The 987-nt window shown below is 65.5% G+C and carries 1 protein-coding gene; it reads left to right on the top strand.

Features of this window, described 5'->3' with window-relative positions; genetic code table 11:
* Positions 1-148 precede the first annotated feature (148 nt).
* The coding region (locus LCE31_RS39875; protein ID WP_225023197.1) for an IS256 family transposase at positions 149-987 on the top strand (839 nt) is incomplete at its 3' end.

Below are 987 nucleotides of genomic sequence, written 5' to 3' on the forward strand. Positions count from 1 at the left end.
CCAGCGCCGAGAGTCCTGAAAACACCACTGCAACAAGGGAGTTGACATCTCGCATACAACATCAACGACGCCTGTCACCGGCCGTCACCACCGACTACGGAACAGAGCCAAAAGATCGGTGTAACTCCTGATCAAGGAAGATGCGTCGATGACCAGCGACAACGTGACCGAGGCCGAGTCCGTGAAGGCCGCTGAGCTGCAGCCGGCGAAGAAGGTGGACGACCAGCTCATCGACGAGTTGGTCGGCCGCGCTCAGGCCGAGGGTCTGCAGCTGACCGGCGAGGGTGGGCTGCTCCAGCAGCTGACCAAGCGGCTCCTGGAGTCCGCCCTGGAGGGCGAGATCACCGACCACCTCGGCTATGACAAGCACGACCCGGCGGGGAAGAACGGCGGCAACAGCCGCAACGGAACCCGTGGCAAGACCGTGCTGACCGATGTCGGCCCGGTGGAGATAGCCGTGCCCCGTGACCGCGAGGGCTCCTTCGAACCGAAGATCGTCAAGAAGCGGCAGAAGCGGCAGAAGCGGCAGAAGCGTCTGTCGGGCGTCGACGAGAGGGTCATCTCGCTCGCCGCGAAGGGGTTGACGACCTGCGAGGTCCAGGCCCACCTGTCCGAGGTCTATGGCGCCGACGTGTCGCGCCAGACGATCTCCACGATCACCGACAAGGTCCTCGAGGGCATGGCCGAGTGGCAGAACCGGCCCCTGGACGCCGTCTATCCAGTGATCTTCATCGACGCGATCCACGTGAAGATCCGCGACGGCGCGGTGGCGAACCGGCCCATCTACGTGGCCCTGGCCGTCACCGCCGAGGGCCGACGGGACATTCTGGGGCTGTGGGCCGGCGACGGCGGCGAGGGCGCCAAGCACTGGATGCACATCCTCACCGAGATCAAGAACCGCGGCGTGAACGACGTCCTCATGCTGGTATGCGACGGGCTGAAGGGGCTTCCCGACGCGGTGGAGACCGTCTGGCCCCGCACCACTGT

It is taken from the genome of Streptomyces sp. 8L, from assembly GCF_020176795.1.
GTDB lineage: Bacteria > Actinomycetota > Actinomycetes > Streptomycetales > Streptomycetaceae > Streptomyces.